The organism is Psychroflexus sp. ALD_RP9, from assembly GCF_017311165.1.
GTDB lineage: Bacteria > Bacteroidota > Bacteroidia > Flavobacteriales > Flavobacteriaceae > Psychroflexus.
Genome location: NZ_CP062973.1, coordinates 1,398,402 through 1,414,396 on the forward strand (window position 1 = coordinate 1,398,402; position 15,995 = coordinate 1,414,396).

The 15,995-nt window shown below is 35.2% G+C and carries 15 protein-coding genes; 3 read left to right on the top strand and 12 right to left on the bottom strand.

Features of this window, described 5'->3' with window-relative positions:
• Positions 1 to 50: 50 nt before the first annotated feature.
• From mfd to IMZ30_RS06610, 5 genes are all read right to left on the bottom strand, one after another.
• Entirely contained in the window at positions 51 to 3,428 is a 3,378-nt protein-coding gene (gene mfd / locus IMZ30_RS06590; protein WP_207037539.1) for a transcription-repair coupling factor, read from the bottom strand.
• 161 nt (positions 3,429 to 3,589) lie between these two features.
• Entirely contained in the window at positions 3,590 to 6,097 is a 2,508-nt protein-coding gene (locus IMZ30_RS06595; RefSeq protein WP_207037540.1) for a phosphoenolpyruvate carboxylase, read from the bottom strand.
• Positions 6,098 to 6,261: 164 nt separating this feature from the next.
• On the bottom strand, positions 6,262 to 7,236 hold the full coding sequence (locus IMZ30_RS06600; protein WP_207037541.1) for a DUF4837 family protein: 975 nt from the start codon (positions 7,234 to 7,236) through the stop codon (positions 6,262 to 6,264).
• Positions 7,237 to 7,304: 68 nt separating this feature from the next.
• On the bottom strand, positions 7,305 to 8,384 hold the full coding sequence (locus IMZ30_RS06605; RefSeq protein ID WP_207037542.1) for an ABC transporter permease: 1,080 nt from the start codon (positions 8,382 to 8,384) through the stop codon (positions 7,305 to 7,307).
• A gap of 9 nt (positions 8,385 to 8,393) precedes the next feature.
• Positions 8,394 to 10,529 (bottom strand): carboxy terminal-processing peptidase, encoded by a 2,136-nt coding sequence (locus IMZ30_RS06610; protein ID WP_207037543.1) that lies wholly within the window; start codon positions 10,527 to 10,529, stop codon positions 8,394 to 8,396.
• Between the two features lie 161 nt (positions 10,530 to 10,690).
• On the opposite strand from IMZ30_RS06610, the gene surE reads away from it, so the two are divergent.
• Genes surE through IMZ30_RS06625 form a run of 3 tightly spaced genes read left to right on the top strand, consistent with a single transcriptional unit; the run spans position 10,691 to position 12,219 of the window.
• Positions 10,691 to 11,470, top strand: coding sequence for a 5'/3'-nucleotidase SurE (gene surE, locus IMZ30_RS06615; protein ID WP_207037544.1), 780 nt, complete (start codon positions 10,691 to 10,693; stop codon positions 11,468 to 11,470).
• Complete coding sequence (locus IMZ30_RS06620) at positions 11,463 to 11,750, top strand: hypothetical protein (protein ID WP_207037545.1); 288 nt, start codon at positions 11,463 to 11,465, stop codon at positions 11,748 to 11,750. The genes surE and IMZ30_RS06620 overlap by 8 nt, the downstream gene beginning before the upstream one ends.
• A complete protein-coding gene (locus IMZ30_RS06625) occupies positions 11,743 to 12,219 on the top strand; it encodes an acyl-CoA thioesterase (protein WP_207037546.1) in 477 nt (158 codons plus the stop codon). Before IMZ30_RS06620 ends, IMZ30_RS06625 begins: the two co-directional genes overlap by 8 nt.
• On the opposite strand, the gene IMZ30_RS06630 is transcribed toward IMZ30_RS06625, so the two are convergent.
• The 7 genes from IMZ30_RS06630 to IMZ30_RS06660 all read right to left on the bottom strand — a co-directional run bounded on the left by IMZ30_RS06630 (position 12,220) and on the right by IMZ30_RS06660 (position 15,986).
• Positions 12,220 to 13,122, bottom strand: a complete 903-nt coding sequence (locus IMZ30_RS06630) for a DMT family transporter (RefSeq protein WP_207037547.1) — start codon at positions 13,120 to 13,122, stop codon at positions 12,220 to 12,222.
• On the bottom strand, positions 13,112 to 13,468 hold the full coding sequence (locus tag IMZ30_RS06635; RefSeq protein WP_207037548.1) for an arsenate reductase family protein: 357 nt from the start codon (positions 13,466 to 13,468) through the stop codon (positions 13,112 to 13,114). Before IMZ30_RS06635 ends, IMZ30_RS06630 begins: the two co-directional genes overlap by 11 nt.
• The gene (locus IMZ30_RS06640; RefSeq protein WP_207037549.1) at positions 13,465 to 13,692 is read right to left on the bottom strand and encodes a hypothetical protein; all 228 of its coding nucleotides are present in this window, start codon (positions 13,690 to 13,692) and stop codon (positions 13,465 to 13,467) included. The genes IMZ30_RS06635 and IMZ30_RS06640 overlap by 4 nt, the downstream gene beginning before the upstream one ends.
• Before the next feature lie 11 nt (positions 13,693 to 13,703).
• A complete protein-coding gene (locus tag IMZ30_RS06645; protein WP_207037550.1) occupies positions 13,704 to 14,240 on the bottom strand; it encodes a DUF420 domain-containing protein in 537 nt (178 codons plus the stop codon).
• Positions 14,237 to 14,914, bottom strand: a complete 678-nt coding sequence (locus IMZ30_RS06650; protein WP_207037551.1) for an SCO family protein — start codon at positions 14,912 to 14,914, stop codon at positions 14,237 to 14,239. The genes IMZ30_RS06645 and IMZ30_RS06650 overlap by 4 nt, the downstream gene beginning before the upstream one ends.
• Positions 14,914 to 15,552, bottom strand: a complete 639-nt coding sequence (locus IMZ30_RS06655) for a redoxin domain-containing protein (protein ID WP_207037552.1) — start codon at positions 15,550 to 15,552, stop codon at positions 14,914 to 14,916. Before IMZ30_RS06655 ends, IMZ30_RS06650 begins: the two co-directional genes overlap by 1 nt.
• 71 nt (positions 15,553 to 15,623) lie before the next feature.
• Complete coding sequence (locus IMZ30_RS06660) at positions 15,624 to 15,986, bottom strand: cytochrome C oxidase subunit IV family protein (protein WP_207037553.1); 363 nt, start codon at positions 15,984 to 15,986, stop codon at positions 15,624 to 15,626.
• Between the last annotated feature and the right edge of the window lie 9 nt (positions 15,987 to 15,995).

Here is a 15,995-nt window from a genome sequence, read left to right on the forward strand (position 1 = left end):
TAAGTCATTTTTCATGCAAGAAATGCGGCTTTTGGGTTTTAAATAATTAATTAGTGCGCTTTTTCTTTAGGAGATATTTGTAAAGGCTTCAATAATTCATAAGCTTTTTTAATACTGCTAACTTGGGTGCTTTTGAGTAATAAACGTAAACCTTGTCGGGTTTCTTTTTCCTTTAAGACAAATTGTTTAGGATGCGTTTGCACATGCTGTAAGACTTCTCTAAAACGTGAGGTTTGGTAAAAAGGCGATTGTTGGTCGGCGATGAAGTAGCCAATTAATTGCTCTTTTTTTAAGACCAATTTCTCTAAGCCCATACTAGCAGCAATCCATTTAAGGCGTACCGAATCGAGTAAATCTTGGGTTGGTACTGGAAGCGCACCAAAACGGTCGATAAGTTCGGCTTCAAAGGCTTGTAAGTCAGCCTCAGTTGAAATTTCATTAAGCTTGGTGTAAAGGCTTAAACGCTCTTTGACGCTATTGATGTAATCATCAGGAAATAAAATTTCAAAATCGGTATCTATTTGTGCATCTTTTACAAAAACAGTATCAACACTATTTTGTTCGTCTTCATACACCTCTTTAAATTCATTTTCTTTTAATTCATCAATGGCTTCATTTAAGATTTTCTGGTAGGTGTCAAAGCCGATATCAGCAATAAAGCCACTTTGTTCACCACCTAATAAGTCGCCAGCACCACGAATTTCTAAATCTTTCATGGCAATATTAAAGCCGCTGCCCAATTCTGAAAACTGCTCTAAAGCGGTGATGCGTTTACGGGCATCAGGTGTCATTAAGCTCGTAGGTGGCGTAATTAAGTAACAAAAGGCTTTTTTATTACTTCGGCCTACGCGACCGCGCATTTGGTGCAGGTCTGATATCCCAAAATTATGGGCATCATTGATTAAAATGGTATTGGCATTGGTCACATCTAGGCCGCTTTCTATAATGGTGGTAGAGACCAATACATCAAACTCATTATTCATAAACGCCAACATGAGTTGTTCGAGTTTTTTACCATCCATTTGGCCATGCCCGACACCAATTTTGGCATCAGGTACAAGCCGTTGAATCATCCCAGCGACTTCTTTAATATTTTCGATGCGGTTATTGATAAAAAAGACTTGCCCACCACGTTGAATTTCATAAGCTACGGCATCCCGTATTTGATCTTCGGTGAAGCGAATTACATGGGTTTCAATCGGGTAGCGATTGGGCGGTGGTGTTTTAATGGTTGATAAATCCCTAGCGGCCATTAAACTAAATTGAAGTGTCCGCGGAATAGGTGTAGCGGTTAAGGTTAAAGTATCTACATTAGCTTTAATGGTTTTGAGTTTGTCTTTAACAGAAACCCCAAACTTTTGTTCTTCATCAATAATTAATAAGCCTAAATCTTTAAACTTGACGTTTTTATTGACTAATTGATGCGTACCGATCACGATATCAATTTTTCCAGCTTCTAGTTCTTCTAAAACCTGACGGCGTTCTTTGGCGGTTCTAAAACGGTTGAGGTAATCAACCGTAACGGGAAAATCTTTTAAGCGCTCAGAAAAGGTTTTATGGTGTTGAAAGGCTAAAATCGTGGTTGGCACTAAAACCGCGACTTGTTTGCCATTATCAACCGCTTTAAAAGCAGCTCTAATAGCGACTTCAGTTTTACCAAAGCCAACATCTCCGCATACCAATCGGTCCATCGGCTGTTGACTTTCCATATCAGCTTTTACAGCTTCAGTTGCGGCGCCTTGGTCGGGTGTGTCTTCATAAATAAAAGAAGCTTCAAGCTCGTGCTGTAAATACGAGTCTGGCGCATATTGATAACCTTTGTCTAATTTTCGCTTGGCGTATAGTTTAATTAAATCAAAGGCAATTTGCTTAACCTTAGTTTTAGTTTTTTTCTTTAGGCTTTTCCAAGCTTTGCTTCCTAATTTATAAATTTTAGGTGCTTTGCCCTCTTTACCGTTGTATTTAGAGATTTTATGTAAAGAATGGATACTCAAATACAACACATCACGATCGCCATACACTAGCTTAATGGCTTCTTGCTTTTGACCTTCTACATCAATTTTTTGCAAGCCACCAAACTGCCCGATGCCATGATCAATATGCGTAACATAATCGCCTACTTCTAAGCTGGTAAGCTCTTTTAGTGTAATGGCTTGCTTTTTGGCATAACCATTTTTAAGGTGGAATTTATGATAGCGATCAAAAACTTGATGATCGGTGTAACATAAAATTTTGGCATTGACATCAACAAAACCTTGGTGTAGCGGTAAAACTGAAGTTTGGTAACTTAAGTTGTCGTCTATTTCGCTTAAAATATCTTTAAAGCGTTTGGCTTGCTGTTCGGTAGCACAGCAAATATAGTTGGTAAAGCCTGCGTTGCTGTATTCTTTGAGGTTTTCAACCAGTAAATCGAATTTTTTATTGAAGGCTGGCTGCGGTTTCGTGTCAAAATTTAAATGTGTTGTTGCTGAGAAGTAAGTTTGCCCATTAAGTTGAATAATTGGGTAAGCTTCAAGTTGTTGCATGATGAGTGCCGCGTTGCAAAACAATTCGGCTGGTTGGGCATGTTTTACTTGCTGGCTTAATTGTTCGAAGGCCGTTTGGGCTTTTTCAAATAGAAGGTCTAATTGCTTGGCGAGTAAATCAGGCGATTTAAGTATGATCAAGCTGTGATTTGAAATATACTCAATAAAGCTCTGGCGTTTTTCATCTAGGGCTTTATTTTCAACATTCGGCATAATCGACACTTTTTTGTGTCGCTCTGTTGAGAGTTGAGTTTCGATATCAAAACTGCGAATACTTTCAACTTCGTCTCCAAAAAACTCGATGCGGTAAGGTTCGTCATGGCTAAATGAAAACACATCAATAATACCGCCACGCACAGAAAATTCGCCAGGTTCAGTTACAAAATCAACGCGTTTAAATTTGTATTCAAACAAGACTTCATTAACAAAATCGATTGATAATTGGTCTTCCAGTTTAAGTTTTAAAATACTTTTGTTCAGCTCAGATTTAGTCACCACTTGTTCAAACAAAGCTTCAGGATAAGTCACGATGACTGATGGTTTTTTACGCGAATTAATGCGGTTTAAAACTTCAGCTCTGAGCAGAACATTAGCGTTGTCGGTTTCTTCAATTTGGTATGGTCGACGATAAGAGCCAGGATAAAATAATACTTGTTCATCACCGAGCAATTGTTCTAAATCATTTAAATGATAAGCCGCTTCTTCTTTGTCATCAAAAATAAGTAAAAATGGTTGGTCGAGTTTTTTGAAACATTCGGCCATGTAAAAAGAAACCGCCGAGCCCACTAAATGGTCAAGTTTAAATTTTGGTGCGACGCCTTTTTCTTCAGCTTGAAGCGCATTTATTAATTGCTTGAAATTAGCTGAATTGGCTAGGGCTGTACTAATATTGGTCTTACTCATGGCTTGCAAATATAATAGATTTTGCGAGGCTGTAGCGGTCAATTTTTCTATAAAAGAAGCTTAAAATCATTCAGGTATTGATCTATATAATTGAGCCATGAATCAATACGAGGATGAACAGTTTGTGTTCATCCTCGTTTATAATTTTAAAATATTCTCATTTAAGCTGAATTACGGCTAGCGTTAATGTTACCAAATAAACAACGAACGACTAATTTTTCATAAGTATCAAAGTCGGCATCTTTTTTCTGCATTTGAATTAAGGCGTGTTGCTGAATGCTGAGTAATGGTAAAATGATTTTCTCTCGTGCACTTATAGACTGTCTTGCTCTCGGTTCATTTTCCATCAATTCATTTTGTTTTGTCAGCTGAAGTACCCATTTTTTGGTCAGCAGATATTCTTCGCGCAAGCCTTTCCAAAAACTACCATAAGTAGAATGTTCAGCCATATAAGCCGTGAGAGGGAAATAGGTTTTTTTCATCGACATCATACTGTTGTGCACCAATGATTTAAAGAAGTTAGAAGCTTGGTACAATTCTTCAACTAATTCAAATTGGTCTTTGTATTGCTCTAAAGCAGTGCCTAAGCCATAATAACCTGGAATATTTTGTCTAATCATACTCCAAGAACCGACAAATGGAATGGCTCTTAAGTCTTTTAATTCTAGTTGAGCACTTGGTTTTCGTTTTGTAGGTCGGCTACCGATATTAGTAGCGCCATATTGTTTTAAAGGCGTCATATTTTCTAAATAGCCCGTAAACAATTCATGGTTTTTTAAGTCAAGGTATTTTTGATAGCTGATGTCTGATAAGTCGCCCATCACAGTTTTAAGCCTATCGCTTAAAGCTTTACTTTGCTTAGATTTAATACCCGATAATAAGAGTTGCTCAAAGTTATAAGAGGCTTGTTCATGCGTACCAAATACGCTGGTAATGGTTTGTCCTTGAATGGTTAATTGTATGTTTTTATTTTCGATATCAGGACCTTGTGAGGCATAAAATTGGTGGGTTTTACCACCACCACGTGCTGGCGGACCACCACGACCATCAAAAAAGATGACGCTAATGCCATAGTCACGTGAAAGTTTAGTGAGCGTTTCTTTGGTTTTAAAAATTTCCCAATTAGCTTTTAGATAACCGCCGTCTTTTGTGCCGTCAGAAAATCCTAGCATGATATGCTGCTCATTTTGGCGAGCTTTTAGGTGTGATTGGTATGTTTTGTTTTCATAAAGGCTTTTCATGACATGATGTGCATTGCTCATACCTTGCATGGTTTCAAAAAGTGGAACAATATCAATATTGATGTCTTCATCCTTATATCCTGAAAATTTGAATAAAGCATAAACGTTTAACACATCTGTAATTTTTTCAGCATTTGAAATGATGTAGCGATGCACACTTTTTAAACCATTTTTTTGCTGAAGAGACTGTAATTGTTGTACGTTTTTTAGCGTATCGCTTGTAAGTTCGTTAGCGTATTCACTGGGTTTTGCTTTGGTTTCACGTTGAGTTAAAACTTCAACTTGTTGCGCTTCATTTAGGTTTTTCCAGTCTAGATTAAATTCTTTTTGAACAATGTCTGTGATCACTATAGTATGAATGGAAGCATCCTGACGAATATCTAAGGAGGCAAAATGTGCGCCAAATAAATGAACACGACCTATGAAATCGTTAATTTCATCGATATAAAGGCTATTATAGTTTTCTATTATAATGGCTTTAACTTCTTCTAATGTTACCAAGATTTCTTGAGCGCTTAGTGATGCATCTTCTTGAAATATCTGGCGATACAATTGCTGTTTTAAGTTATTTAATAAAGCATCAGTTTTTCTAAAGCTTATTTTCTTCATCAGCCATTTTAAATGGTGATAATAACATTTCATGATTGAAGTTCGCAGTTCTTTGGCCACATTTTGAGTTGTTTCAGCATGAACAAAAGGGTTGCCATCGCGATCGCCACCTGGCCAAAAGCCAAGTTGAAGTAATTGTGGGTTAAAATCAGGTTCAACTTCTAATCGGTCACAAATTTTATGGTAAAGCCTACCTAAAGTTTGGTAATACACATATCGTAAATAAAAAATGATGCTTTTGGCTTCTTGAAAAGGTGTTGGTTTTTCTTTATTAATAAACGGTGTAAAGGCTAGTTGTTGTAAACTCTTATCAATTTGTTGAATGTCGTTTATTTTTATGGCTTCTCTTAATTGATGCATAATACCTTGCACCGTATTAGGATAAAACTGAGTTGGGTGTGCTGTGAATACTACACGTACGCCAAAGTTTTTAAAATGCTCAAGGGTTTCAGGATCAAGCTTGTTGTTTTCGAAAAATGCGTCGATTCCAGCTTTGTTAAATTCGCTAAAGGCAGCATCTTCAACACTATCAAACAGGACAACTTGGCGTTCTATATACTGCACCATTCTAAACAAGAAATCAAATTTTTCTTCGGTGGTTTTAACTGTGGTGTGTTGCTTTAAGAAATCGGTAATGACTTGATCTGGGCTTAACTTTTGCTTGTAATAATCCAAGCTCATTTTTTGAAGTAAAGGCACATAAACGCCAGTGTGTTTAATATTTTCGTTAGGTAGGTTGGTGAATAGGCTGTTATAAATAAGAAATTTATTGGTGATTAAATTTCTGAACTTTTCTAATTTTACTTCTGATAATTTCATGCCTTAGAATTTAAAAAAACCAAGATAATAAAATTAGAAAAAGTCGAATATGACGAATGGCAGAAAACCTAAAAGTTATAGCATTGCGACTTATTTTAAAAAAAAACTTCAGCAATGGCCTATAGCCATAACTGAAGTTTTTAAGCTGTGTTGTGTGTTAAAGTCTACTTTATAAATTGAGCAGAACGTAATATGGCTTCAACCTCAATCATTTGTGTGCGTTTTGAAGCTGAAGGTTTAAAGACAAAACCTTCTAGCATCAGGTAGGTATTATCAGTTTTGTTTTTAACCGCATAAGTTAAAAAGGGACCGCCCATGAAAAAGCCTTTAACCTCCCAAGTACCTTTGACTTCATAGGCAAATTTACCATCGATTTTAGTTTCAAATAGATAAGGCGCATAAGCTTTTTCGGTACTCATAAAGCTCTCTTCGGTAGGCCCTGGAATTTTGGCTTGACCAATACTATCACGTACTTTAATGATGTTTTCAAGTATGTTATTGTCTTTCTCTATGCTTTCGGCTGGAACTTCGTAAATAGTAAGCTCCATACTACCATGTTTGATGTCTTTTCTCAACCAAATAAAGTTGTTTTCTGTTTTAGCATAGCGATAAGCTGTAGGCAGGTTTAGGCTGATATTAAATTCGTCTCTAATGGCTTGGTCATCTTTTAAAGACTTAGCAATGCGTCTTTGTCGCTCTTTAATTTCAGTAGCTTGCAAGTCGTTTATGACTCGGTCTGCATTTGCTTTAAGGAGAGAATCGAAGGCTTTTGCTGAGTTGGCACCAAATAAGTAGCCAACCTGAGGTTGAGCAAAGCTATCAACTAAACGTTGGATTTGAGGTTGTTTGGTATTTTCAAATTTGATAAAAATTCGATTTTTACGTGCAAAGCCTGTAAATATTTCAGGAGGAATTTGTCTAAGATTAAACTGTGGTTCTTGTTGAGGTAAACCTTTAAAATCGGCGGCAAATACATCTCTGATATGCTCACCTAATTTTCCATTCCACTGTTCATTTTCAATGATCACATTCAATTCGTTAAGGTTCCCTGACGACTCGGCAATGATTCGTTGACTTGGTTTGTTTTGGCAAGCTATAAATAGACTTATAATTGCAACTAAACTGGTAATTTTGCGCATAAAATTTATTTTAAAAGTCATTAAGACTCATCTAATATCATTCCAAACTTCACTAAATATTAAATTTTTTATGATTTAACATCCAAAGCATCGCGAAGTGCATTACCGATAAGCATAAATGCCATAACTAGCGACATGATGGCTAAACCAGGAATTATTGCTAAATAAGCTTTGCCAACAATGATATAGCTGTAGTGGTCTTTAATCATGGCGCCCCAACTTGGGATAGGTGGTTGAGCCCCAATTCCCAAGAAACTGAGGCCACTTTCGATTAAAATGGCAGCTGCAAAATTTGCTGCTGAAATTACAATAACAGGCGCGATAGCATTTGGCAAAATATGTTTAAACATGATGCTACGATGGCCTAAACCCAATGTTTTTGCGGCGACAATGTATTGTTCGTTTTTTAAACTGATAAATTGCCCACGGACTACACGTGCCACTTCAACCCACATAGTGAGTCCGACTGCTATAAATACCTGCCAAAATCCTTTGCCTAGCACAAGTGTGATGGCAATAACTAATAAAAGTGTCGGTATAGACCAAGTCACGTTGATGAGCCACATAATGGCTTGATCTATTTTACCACCAAAATAACCAGCTATAGCTCCTAAACTAATGCCGATGAGAAGAGAAATGAAAACAGCTACAAAGCCAATAGAGAGTGAAATTCGGCTCCCAATAAGTAAACGGCTTAATAAGTCACGACCATATTTATCGGTACCGAGCCAGTAGGTTTGCTTATGGATGACTGAGTTGTTTTTCGAACTTAACTCAGATAGCGGAATAACTTGGTCGAATTCATTTTCTAAAATACCATAAGTGTTGTAAAATAAACTATCATTTTTGAGTTTGTAAGTTTCTATAGGAACAAATTCTGCTGAAGCCGATTTACCCGTTAAAAACCAAGTGCTATTTTCATTTACAACCGCTTTTTTGTAGAAGCCTTTTACAGTAAAGCCTGGCGGTTTTGAATGAATGCTTAAAGCCATTTGGTTGGCATTTGCTGAGTTGTCAGGAGCTATAATATAAGCTAACAAGGCAACTATGCTGATTAAAACGACATAGACAAAACTAGAAACGCCCCAAAAATTACTTTTAAATTTTTGGAGCGCTAAATAAGTTTGTGAATGTTTATTTAACCACATGACAGCGGTTTAAGGTTTTATAGATTTTTCGGCCACTTTATAATCTGCGTTTGTTTCAAGTTCGCTTAAAACTTGAATGGCTTCTTTTACATAAGCATCTTTTGATAGACTTTTATACCATCGATTACGCTTTTCAGCCAAAGCGGAATCACTTTCAAACTTAGCCATTTCGTAAGGTAAGGCTTTGAATTCTAAATTATTAGAGTAATTGTTTATATCTTCAAAGCGCTCAGATTGTTGACGCATATCTTCTTGATCAGCTCTATAAATTTCGTAGTTTAAGCTAAAGGTATTCATGTCTCTTTGAGACTTGATCCATTGTGCATTTTCATCAATTAATTGAAGAACTTTATTTTGATTTAAACGCTTGATCGAGTTTTTAATCACTTCATCATAATTTTTATAACCATTCCACGGCGAATATGAAGCCGCAGCAATTTTATCCCATGGCATAGGGTTTTCATAATCACGTTCTCCAATATCTATGTATGAGTAACGATCTGGAACAGGAACATCGCTTTCAACGCCTTTTAATTGAGTAGAGCCGCCATTAATTCGATAAAATTTTTGTGTGGTAATTTTTAAAGCACCCATATCACCAAATGTACTATTTTTCATCCAACGGTTAAGGTCAACCACATTTTGAACGGTGCCTTTACCGTAGGTTTGCTTACTCCCAATAATAATAGCTCGTTTGTAATCTTGCATGGCTGCCGCTAAAATTTCTGAAGCTGAGGCTGACAATTCATTGACTAAAATAACTAAGGGTTTATTCCACAATATATTACGGTCGGTATCTTTTAAAACTTCAACATCGTTTTTACGATCTCTTACTTGAACAACAGGCCCATTTTTAATAAAAAAGCCTGCAATATCAACAACTGTTGAGAGTGAACCACCACCATTATTCCTTAAATCAATTACAAGTCCTTCAACATTTTCTTGGTTTAGGCGTTCAATTTCTTTTTTAATATCAGATGCAGCATTTCTGTTCTTGTAATTATTAACATCAAAATAAAATTTCGGTAAATTGATGATGCCATAATTGTGATTTTCTTTCTTAGTTACTGCTGTTTTGGCGTAGGTTTCTTCAATTTCAACAACATCTCTAACTATTGAAATATTTTCAATTTTACCATCTACTTTCTTAACGGTTAATGTTACCATTGTAGATTTTGGGCCTTTAATTAATTCTACGGCATCACTAAGTCGCATGCCTGTAATTGTTACCGCTTGATCTTCATCTTCTTGTTTTACTTTTTGAATGACATCACCAACTTCTAGTTTTCCGTTCTTCCAGGCAGGTCCGCCAGAAATAATTTCAACAATTTTAATGTTGTTGGTTTGCTTTTGTAATCGAGCACCAATACCTTCTAATTTTCCTGACATTGAGATATCAAAACGCTCTTTGTCTTGAGGTGCTAGATAATTAGTGTGAGGATCGAATTGGCTAACTATACTATTAACATAAATACCGAACCAATCTTTGCGTTCTAAGTCGCTCATGGTTGAATAGAAATTTTTAAGCGATTTTCTGGTTAACTCTCGTGCTTCAACTTCTAGTGAATCTAAAGGTTTAGGTTCAAAGTTATCTTCATCTTTTTGGCGTTGTTCTTGTTCTTCAACTAAGTCGATGTAGTTAGATAAAGTTGTAAACTTTAATTGTTTACGCCAACGCTCTTTAAGTTCTCGGTTGTTTTTAGCATAATTCAATTCATCATAATCGGTTGATATCATTTCATCTTTACCGAAATTAAAAGGTTGGTCTAAAATTTCAATATAAAAGCCCTTAGTTGCCTCCATTTGTGATTGCAAGTTCTCATAGGCTTGGTTAAAAAAAGTAATGTCTCTTCCTTTTATAGCATCATCGATTTCAGTTTTATAAGCATTTAGATCTTTTATTTGCTTTTGTGTAAAATAGCGTTTCATTGGATCAAGCGTACCCATGAAATCTTTGTAAACCGCTTCTGAAAAATCATCATTCATAGATTTCATATCGTAATGACCTTGATTAATCACGAAACTGATGAGCTCAATAAGCACTTTATCTTTATCTGAATCGGCATCGAATTTCTTGGTGGTAAAACTGCACGATGTAATTGAAAGTACAGTAATAACAAATAGTACAAATATGTTTTTCTTCATAATTTAAAATATCTTCAAATAAACAAAAAATTGAACTTTAATAGTGCAATTTGAATTTAAAATTAATGCAAAATCAATCGTATTCAACTAATAATTTGTTAAACCTAAGAAACAGGCTTAAATCTCCTATAAAGTTTTACTTTTGACCTAAAATTTAGGTTATGAATAAAAGACCACTTATTTTAGTTACTAATGATGATGGGATTACAGCGCCAGGAATTCGGCATTTAATCTCTATAATGAAAACTTTAGGAGAGGTTGTTGTAGTCGCGCCTGATCGACCGCAAAGTGGTATGGGACATGCCATTACAATAAGCGATAACTTGTATTGCGACCCTGTTACTATTGATAAATATTCTGAAATTAAAGAATATAGTTGTTCAGGAACACCAGCCGATTGTGTAAAAATTGGAACCCAAGAAATACTTGACCGTCAACCAGATTTATTAGTTAGCGGCATTAATCATGGTTCAAATGCTTCTGTGAATGTGATATATTCTGGTACCATGAGCGCAGCGGTTGAAGCGGGTATTGAAGGAATTCCTGCTATTGGGTTTTCGTTACTAGATTACAGCATGGAAGCTGACTTTAAACCCACTACAAAATTTGTCAAGCGTATTACTCAACAGGTATTAGCACATGGTCTACCTGAAGGTTGTGTTTTAAATGTTAACTTTCCTGTTGCTGAAAGCAGCGAAATTAAAGGCATTAAAGTTTGCCGTCAAGCAAAAGCACATTGGCAAGAGCAATTCGACAAACGCTCTAACCCACAAGGTCGAGATTATTACTGGCTTTCTGGAGAATTTATTAATAATGATAAAGGTGAAAATACCGATATTGAAGCTTTAGAACAAAATTACGTGTCGGTGGTACCTGTTCAATTCGATTTAACAGCACATCGTGCAATGGAGACATTAAATAAATGGAAATTAAATGATTAAACAGATTTTAATAGGCTTTATAATAGGAGTGATTGCAAACCTTGCTGGGCTATATTTATACGTTTATTTTTTTACAGACTATGAAATCGAAGTTGCCTTACGCTTAAGTTATCAAGATGGTTTTATAGGTAAATTAATTGCTTTAGGTGCTGTGCTTAATTTTTTACCTTTTTTTGTATTCATTAAAAAGAAACAAGATTATCGGGCTAGAGGCGTTTTAATAGCCACGATATTAAGCGCTATTTTAATTTTAATCAGCAAAATAATTGACTATGTATAGTAAAAGATTTGACGTTCGCTGGAGTGATATTGATGCTAATCGACATTTAGCAAACTCAGCTTATCAAAATATGATGAGTCATGCGCGTATGGCGTTTTTAATACAAAATGGTTTTACTCATGAGGCATTAATTAGCCATAACCTTGGGCCAATTGTGTTTTATGAGCATATCTACTATTTTAAAGAAATTATGCCTGAAGATCAGGTAACTGTAAGCATTGCTCTCAAAGGTTTATCTAAAGATGGTCGTTTTTTTCAGTTTGAACATAATTTCTATAATCAAAATGGAAAGAATTGTGCTAGAGCTGAAATGATGGGTTCATGGATTGATATGAAATCTAGAAAGTTAACAGGTTTACCAGATGAAATGTTACAAAGTATTGAAGCCATGGATAAAACAGCTGACTTTAAAGTGCTAACCAAAGAAGATACTCGAAAACACCAACAAGTACCTAAAGATATAGATTAATCAAGACCTGGCACGTTTTCGTGCTGGGTTTTTAGTTACCATAAAAACACCTAAAAATACTAAACCAGCTGAAAGCACTTTGAGCGCTGTCATTTGGTCCACACCCGATATAACTGCATAAGCAATGGCAATTACGGGTTGTAGATAAACAAATACACCAATTGTAGAGGCAGAAACTTGTCTTAATGCATAGGTATTTAGTAAATAGGTTAAAAAGGTGGTTCCAATTACAACAAAGCTCATGCGCCAAATTGCTGAAAATGGTAAATTAAGCCAGTCAACTTCAGTGAACTCGCTAATGGTAATTGGGAAATTTATAATAACTGCCGTTAAAAATAACCACTTCATCAATGTAAATGGATGATATTTTGCTGTTAAAGGTCTTACAACGATAAGGTAAAGGCCAAAAGAAAGCGCGTTAATAATAATTAAGGTGTTTCCTAATGGAATATTAGGGGCATTTGTTGTGGTTTCTTTTCCGAAAACAACTAAAGCTATGGCGCCAGCTAACCCAATAATAGCACCACTTATTTTGAGTATAGTTAGTTTTTCACGAATTAATATCGCAGATAAGATAAACACCAAAATAGGTGATAAAGTCACAATTACCGAACTATTTATTGGTGTTGATAGACTCAAGCCTTTAAAGAAAAAAAGCATATTAATGACCATTCCAAATACCGCTGAAGCAATTAGCCTTGGCCAATCTGCACGATCTATTTTTTCAGGTTTTATAAACAAACCAACAAGCCAAAATAGAATTGCAGCACCACTAACTCTAAGCAAAATAAAGCCTAATGGCTGAATGTAAGTTGGCATTAAACCTTTAGCTAAGGTGTGATTTATACCATAAATACTTGTCGCACCAAACGCAGCTAACAAAGCTAAAACCCTAGGACTCATTAAAAAAATCTTGCAAAGCTGTTTTGGTTGCTTTTGAGTTACCAATAAAAACCTTTTCATTATACACAAAAACAGGACGTTTGAGCAAGGTATAGTGTTCTAAAATAAGTGCTTTTGTTTCATCTTCGCTTAATTCACGGTTTTTAAGATTGAGTTCTTTGTAGATTCTAGCGCGCTTATTGAGTAAATCTTTATAAGAGTCGACCTCATTTTTTAAGAACTTCAATTCATCTGAAGAAATGGGTTCTTTTTTGATGTCTTGCAGAGTTAAATCACTTGGAAGATTTAAGCTATCAATGATTTTCTTACAAGTGTCACAAGTTGAAAGGTAAAACACTTTTTTCATGATTCGGTGCTTTGTTTTTTCTTAAAACTTCGGTAGACGAAGTATAATACACCACCTACTAAAATGTAAGGGAAAGCCATCAGATAAACAATACCATTGTTAATACCTTCGGCGGCACTATTGTCTGCCTCAGACTCTAAAACTGCTCTACACATCGAACATTGTGAAAATGCTTCAACTTGTGTAAAAAATAAAAGCAGAATATAGATTATATGTTTTTTCATGATGTCATTTTTTAATAATAAGGATACATAAAAAGATAAACTAAAACACCTGTTATAGCAACGTACATCCAAATAGGGAAGGTCCAACGGGCAATCTTTTTATGCTTTTCATATTCTCCAGTTAAACCACGGTACATGGTAAATAATACTAAGGGAATTATAATTCCTGACAAGACAATATGCGAAATTAAAACAAAGAAATATATTGGTCTAATTAGACCTTCACCTCCAAAAGGAACTGGATCAATGCTAATTTTAGAAAGTACGTAACTTACCAAAAATACCACGGATAACAAAAAAGCCGTGATCATAACATTGCGATGCAACTCTTTTTTTTGTTGTTTAATTAACCTGTAACCTACAAATAAAAGAATGGCAGTTAAGCCATTGATGACTGCATGAAAGAATGGAAATGTGCCAACATCTACACCAAACAGATTTGTGCGTTCAGGAAGAAGCATTAAGATAACAACAATAATAGGAACGAGGATTGATAAAGCTATAATTGTGGGTATCGCTATTTTATCTACTTTAGAAATGCTTTTCATTGTAATAAGAGTTTAATGTCTTCAATTAAGATGTCTATTTGAGGGTCTTCTTCACCTTCGCCATCAGGAGCGTCATGTGGTACAGAGCCACGATAAAAAACAATGGGGTTACCAAATTCATCTCTTCGGCAACGAATGTAGCCGTCTTGATCTACTAAAGCGAAATAGCCTGAATGCTCAAAACCACCTGGTGCATTTTCATCTTCTGCAGCATAAATATTGAAGCCTTTATTAGCAAGTTGATAAATATCGTTTTGATTTCCTGTAAGCAAATGCCAATTTGGATGTTTGATATTATATTCTTCAGCATAATCAGCTAAAACTTCAGGCGTGTCATTTTCAGGATTTATAGTGAATGATGCGATACCGAAATCTAAATTACCGTAGAACTCATTTTGCACTTCAACTAAGTTATTGGTCATAATTGGGCAAATAGTTGGGCAAGTTGCAAAAAAGAATTCAACGACATAGACCTTATCATTATAGGTTTGGTTCGAAATTGTATCCTTGGCTTGATTAACAAATTCAAATTGAGGTACTTTTTTCTTTTTCCCATTAATTTCTAGATAGGCGAGTGACTCACTTGAGTTTCTGCTACCAAATTCTTTAACGACCCAAATACCAAAAATGAGCACGATTAATGAAATACCGACGTATGAATATTTTTTACCCATTATTGACGTTTTGCTTTGTATTTTTTAAGTGCAAGTCTATATTCAGCTAGGATAATTTTAACATCATCATTAAATTTATCACTAATTTCTGCGAGGTTACTCATATCATAGCCATACTTAATACCTTCATCCTCGTCATCGCTTCGCCCTCTGAGGTTTAATTTTTTATCGATAATGAACATGAGGTTGGTTGCTAAGTTTTGATCAAGATTTAAATCTGTATTTAGGCTTTTAAAGAGTTTAGAGATATTTTCAGATTCAAGAACTAAAAATTTCCAATTTTTACTACTAGAGGTTTTATCAATTTCGGCCTTAAATGCATTAATCTTTTCTACTTGATCAGGTGTAATGACTGAGACGACCTGAAAATCTTTAAACTCATGATAGCGATCGTATATTTTTTCTTTAACATTAAAGGCGTAAACTTTTTTAATGTCAAAATCTTTACCAAAAAACGAGAGTAATGTGATTTTATTTTCAAAATCTACTTTAGATTCTTCAGATAGATTCTCTAAGGTCGTGATATTATTTTTTAGTTTTGGAAGTTTTGCAAAGTTATTAATACCACTTGAAAAGAAGAGATATGCCACTAAAGGCAGTATAAAAAGTATAACTAGTACAAGGCGTTTTTTAGTCATCTAAATTTTTTTCAAAATTAAAAAAGGCGGTTGATTAAAACCGCCTTTTCTATGAATTTTTAACCTATAATTTAGAAATCCCAACTAATATAACCATTGGTGTATACATCATGTATATAATCTCCTTCAATTAGTAAAATAGCAATAAGGTAGCAGATGAGAAACACGCCAGTCCAAACAACTGTTCTTCGTAAGCCTGCAGACTCATGCTCCATGTGCATAAATGCCCATGTAATGTAATACGCTTTGAAAATGGTAAGGATAATGAAAATCCAGTTCAGTAGTGAGGTTATTGCGAAGTCGGTTTCTACTAGAAATTCAGGTTTTATTATCCCTAAAATCACTTCTACAATAGTTAAAACAGAAAGTATTATGAAGACTTCCCAAATTCGTTTTGTTGCTGATGATTTATTGTGTGTTGTATCTGTTGCCATAATATATAA

Excerpts from the sequence above, each read along its gene's own strand:
- IMZ30_RS06630 (WP_207037547.1), bottom strand. The coding sequence starts at position 13,122 with ATGAGTCCTAGGGTTTTAGCTTTGTTAGCTGCGTTTGGTGCGACAAGT.
- mfd (WP_207037539.1), bottom strand. The coding sequence starts at position 3,428 with ATGAGTAAGACCAATATTAGTACAGCCCTAGCCAATTCAGCTAATTTC.
- IMZ30_RS06605 (WP_207037542.1), bottom strand. The coding sequence starts at position 8,384 with ATGTGGTTAAATAAACATTCACAAACTTATTTAGCGCTCCAAAAATTT.
- IMZ30_RS06620 (WP_207037545.1), top strand. The coding sequence starts at position 11,463 with ATGATTAAACAGATTTTAATAGGCTTTATAATAGGAGTGATTGCAAAC.
- IMZ30_RS06600 (WP_207037541.1), bottom strand. The coding sequence starts at position 7,236 with ATGCGCAAAATTACCAGTTTAGTTGCAATTATAAGTCTATTTATAGCT.
- IMZ30_RS06625 (WP_207037546.1), top strand. The coding sequence starts at position 11,743 with ATGTATAGTAAAAGATTTGACGTTCGCTGGAGTGATATTGATGCTAAT.
- IMZ30_RS06610 (WP_207037543.1), bottom strand. The coding sequence starts at position 10,529 with ATGAAGAAAAACATATTTGTACTATTTGTTATTACTGTACTTTCAATT.
- IMZ30_RS06655 (WP_207037552.1), bottom strand. The coding sequence starts at position 15,552 with ATGACTAAAAAACGCCTTGTACTAGTTATACTTTTTATACTGCCTTTA.
- IMZ30_RS06660 (WP_207037553.1), bottom strand. The coding sequence starts at position 15,986 with ATGGCAACAGATACAACACACAATAAATCATCAGCAACAAAACGAATT.
- IMZ30_RS06650 (WP_207037551.1), bottom strand. The coding sequence starts at position 14,914 with ATGGGTAAAAAATATTCATACGTCGGTATTTCATTAATCGTGCTCATT.
- surE (WP_207037544.1), top strand. The coding sequence starts at position 10,691 with ATGAATAAAAGACCACTTATTTTAGTTACTAATGATGATGGGATTACA.
- IMZ30_RS06640 (WP_207037549.1), bottom strand. The coding sequence starts at position 13,692 with ATGAAAAAACATATAATCTATATTCTGCTTTTATTTTTTACACAAGTT.
- IMZ30_RS06635 (WP_207037548.1), bottom strand. The coding sequence starts at position 13,468 with ATGAAAAAAGTGTTTTACCTTTCAACTTGTGACACTTGTAAGAAAATC.
- IMZ30_RS06645 (WP_207037550.1), bottom strand. The coding sequence starts at position 14,240 with ATGAAAAGCATTTCTAAAGTAGATAAAATAGCGATACCCACAATTATA.
- IMZ30_RS06595 (WP_207037540.1), bottom strand. The coding sequence starts at position 6,097 with ATGAAATTATCAGAAGTAAAATTAGAAAAGTTCAGAAATTTAATCACC.